Origin of the sequence: Leptolyngbya cf. ectocarpi LEGE 11479 (assembly GCF_015207065.1) — a bacterium.
GTDB classification, from domain to species: domain Bacteria; phylum Cyanobacteriota; class Cyanobacteriia; order Phormidesmidales; family Phormidesmidaceae; genus Leptothoe; species Leptothoe ectocarpi.
On record NZ_JADEXP010000509.1, the window covers coordinates 1 to 3,155 of the forward strand.

Below are 3,155 nucleotides of genomic sequence, written 5' to 3' on the forward strand. Positions count from 1 at the left end.
ACATTAGCCATGGAGCTGAGGGCGTCCATTTTCTGAGCCCGGCTAATGCGGGGGACTGAATCCATCGCTAGGGCGGTAACCTGCTTGGCAGCAAGCTGCTCTAGCAAGTCGGGGTGCTGGGCGGGCCACAAAAAGCTAATTAGAGTTTGACCACTGTGGACTAGCTCAGTTTCATCACAGTTCAGTTCATGATGGTGGGCAGGCGGTTCCACTTTTAATACGATATCGGCCTCTTGCCAGAGTTCGAACGCATTGGCAACGACCTGACAGCCTGCATCCCGATAGGCTTGGTCTGAAAACTCAGCTCGCTCGCCAGCACCTGCTTCTATCAGGACATCAAAGCCCAGGGCCTGGAGTTTTTTGACAGTTTTGGGAGTGGCTGCAACACGGCATTCCCCAGGGGTAACTTCCTTGGGGACACCAATGCGCTTAGGACGTTCGGAAGGTGACGCTTGTTGGTCAATAGCACCGTGGTCGAGTGCAATGGTCATAGTAAATCCTTTGATGAACTAACTGGGCTAACGACTGTTGTTAAAAACACTATGGAAGTGGGATCACAATTGAGTGCAATCTAATAGGAATAACTTTAGATTTTGCAGCTTTCTTTAACGAAAAGGCGGGTGTTTGCTCTAATGTATTAAGTCTTTGTTTCGACTCATGATCGGGCCTGTTCTCGCTCTTTGATAAACATGCCTCTCAGGTAACTTTACGACTGAGTGAAATCTATTGGTTTTATCGACTGCTCTACTGTTATTAGAGGCTGCTGCTATTAGAGACTGGACTAGCGCGTAAAAGAGCCAACGGCCAGTCTTTGTGAATAAATGTTTCACCGACAAAAGTTGAGTGTAGGGACTGAGAAGTTAGCTCCTAGCGTTATATTTATTCTGACTAATTTAACCCTCAAAAAGTGCTCACTTCTTTAGGAAGATTTACGTTTTGACACAAGCCTGAGATGAGCAGATATTTCTAAATCTTGTGTCGTAAATTCTCATTATTTCTAGATTTTTTAAAGTTAATAATGGTGCCCAGGCAGACTCTAGAAAGTGGCTGCCAAGCTTCAGTCGCCTCCCTTAGTAGGGCATAGGGCAGCACCTAACTTTGGTTTTGAGTATATGTGCTGATTTTAAGAAAAGTTTCGCTCTGTAAATGTGTAAACTTAGGAGGGTAGGTACAAATAAAAGCCCTGGTGCTTACTTTTTTGTAGGTAATAATGACTGTTGAAAGGGCTGAGTCTATCTATAAATTAGGGGTGAGCGCTTTGCTAGCGGGGTCAATTGAGTAAACCGTCCCTCTAGTTGAATAAGCATCTCTGGCCCTGTGATAATTCTAGATGAGTTCTAATTTTTCTAATCTGTAAGGTGAGCTTGAGGAGTGAGCAATGATACTTAAGAACATTGTCCGATGGGGGATGGCCGGTCTGCTGCTTTCGTCTGCCACAGTGGTTGGGGTAACTGCGCCGACTCTGGCTCAGGACTATTATCAGACTGACGGTCTGACTATTTTTGGGGGTACAGACGCTGAGTATCGTCTTTCCTATCGGTTGCTCAATAACACCCCTCGTAACACGCGTACCCATTGGGCTCTAGGAGTCAATGGTGACCAGTTGCAGACGGCGACATCGGCTTTAGTGGTCACCTTACCCGAGTCTTTTTCCCGCTACAGGGGGCGCATTGATCTAGACGAGATCACTGTGCGCTATGGCCGCATTGATAGCGAGGGCGATCCGATTGAAGTGGATGAAGTTATCTGGGACGATGTGGTCTTTAGCGGTGCCAATGACCTGTCGGAAGATCTAGATAAGATTGAAATCTACCTAGCTGAAGACGTTCCTGCTGATACTTCGATCACGATTGAGTTTAATAAGGTTCGTAGTCCAAATCGGGCGTTGATGCTGCGGACTAATCTACAGGTATTTCCCCGTGGCGAGGAGCTGGCTACCTACATAGGCACTTGGGAAATGCTAGTGGCCTATGATGATCGTGACTAATGCTCCAGGCCTGTTCAAGGGCTGCGGCGACATGTTACTATCAGAAACCGCGCCAATGGGCGCACGTAGTATTTTGTTTGAGCAGACCTAGGAGCAATCGCCATGACTAAGCGCACCCTCGGCGGTACATCTCGTAAGCGTAAGCGCGTTTCTGGTTTTCGTACCCGGATGCGTACGGTTAATGGCCGTCGCGTTATTCAAGCCCGTCGTAAGAAAGGCCGGGCTCGGTTAGCTGTTTAAGTTGGCTTGAGTTGCGATCGCACCCGTGGCGTTACCAAGGCAACATAGACTGCGATCTCCGCGTTCTTTTTCCCAGGTATATCGTCAAGGACGACGAGCAGGCAGCTATTGCCTCGCCGTTAAAGCCTTAAAAAAGCAGATACCCGATGAAAGGTTGTCCAATCAACCTTCGTCGGGTATCTGCTTTGGTGTTTCCATTAGCCGCAAAGTCCATAAGCGAGCAGTGGTGCGCAATCGTATTAAGCGCCAAATTCATGCAGCACTCACAACCTTGCTACCCAGAGCCCATGGGGCTTGGTGGGTCGTTATTAATGTGCGGACACCCGCCATATCCTGCGAATATTACGAATTTTTGCGAGAATTAGAGAAACTATTGGTGGAGCTGGAGGTGCTGCATGGCCATTAAAGAGGAAGTTTATTACGAAGGTGGTCCCCACAAAGGTGATTTGATTTTTAGCTGTTTGCTGGCATTTACCGTTGTGTGTATCCCCATTACGATCGGGGCGATTATTCGGGCACTGTGGGTGCGCTATCGCATCACCAATCGCCGTATTTCGGTCACAGGTGGATGGATGGGACGCAATCGTACCGATCTGATCTATTCAGAGGTGACCCGAGTGGCCGTTGTTCCCCGTGGTCTGGGTATGTGGGGTGATATGGCTGTGCAACTCAAAGATGGCAGCCGGCTAGAGTTACGGTCCCTGCCTAACTTCCGTGAACTCTATGACCAGATTACCGAGCATATTTCATCTAAGGCGCGTGTGGCTAGCGGACTGAATACTTAAAGTAGGGTAATTAAGGTTGGATGGGGCGTACGGTCGCAGCCGTATTTTTCTTTCTATGGTCGGGTAATGCAAAACATCCATTGTTCGGGTCGTTAATGCCCCTCTAACCCGCAGGTTCTATAATCTGATTTTCGGTCCCTAAG

The 3,155-nt window shown here is 48.2% G+C and carries 4 protein-coding genes and 1 pseudogene; 4 read left to right on the top strand and 1 reads right to left on the bottom strand.

From position 1 onward, the window contains the following. Positions 1–491, bottom strand: a pseudogene (locus IQ260_RS29140) (Re/Si-specific NAD(P)(+) transhydrogenase subunit alpha); the annotation flags it as partial. A gap of 887 nt (positions 492–1,378) precedes the next feature. On the opposite strand from IQ260_RS29140, the gene IQ260_RS29145 reads away from it, so the two are divergent. From IQ260_RS29145 to IQ260_RS29160, 4 genes are all read left to right on the top strand, one after another. Then, positions 1,379–1,987 carry a DUF2808 domain-containing protein gene (locus tag IQ260_RS29145; protein WP_193996563.1) on the top strand — a complete coding sequence of 203 codons (609 nt, stop codon included), beginning with the start codon at positions 1,379–1,381 and terminating at the stop codon, positions 1,985–1,987. Positions 1,988–2,089: 102 nt separating this feature from the next. Further along, positions 2,090–2,227 (top strand): 50S ribosomal protein L34, encoded by a 138-nt coding sequence (rpmH, locus tag IQ260_RS29150; RefSeq protein ID WP_193996564.1) that lies wholly within the window; start codon positions 2,090–2,092, stop codon positions 2,225–2,227. A 25-nt stretch (positions 2,228–2,252) separates the two neighbouring features. Beyond that, positions 2,253–2,633: a ribonuclease P protein component gene (gene rnpA, locus IQ260_RS29155; protein WP_193996565.1), complete on the top strand. Its 381-nt coding sequence runs from the start codon at positions 2,253–2,255 to the stop codon at positions 2,631–2,633. Beyond that, positions 2,623–3,012, top strand: coding sequence for a PH domain-containing protein (locus IQ260_RS29160; RefSeq protein WP_193996566.1), 390 nt, complete (start codon positions 2,623–2,625; stop codon positions 3,010–3,012). The genes rnpA and IQ260_RS29160 overlap by 11 nt, the downstream gene beginning before the upstream one ends. Positions 3,013–3,155 lie beyond the last annotated feature (143 nt).

Excerpts from the sequence above, each read along its gene's own strand:
- IQ260_RS29145 (WP_193996563.1), top strand. The coding sequence starts at position 1,379 with ATGATACTTAAGAACATTGTCCGATGGGGGATGGCCGGTCTGCTGCTT.
- rpmH (WP_193996564.1), top strand. The coding sequence starts at position 2,090 with ATGACTAAGCGCACCCTCGGCGGTACATCTCGTAAGCGTAAGCGCGTT.
- IQ260_RS29160 (WP_193996566.1), top strand. The coding sequence starts at position 2,623 with ATGGCCATTAAAGAGGAAGTTTATTACGAAGGTGGTCCCCACAAAGGT.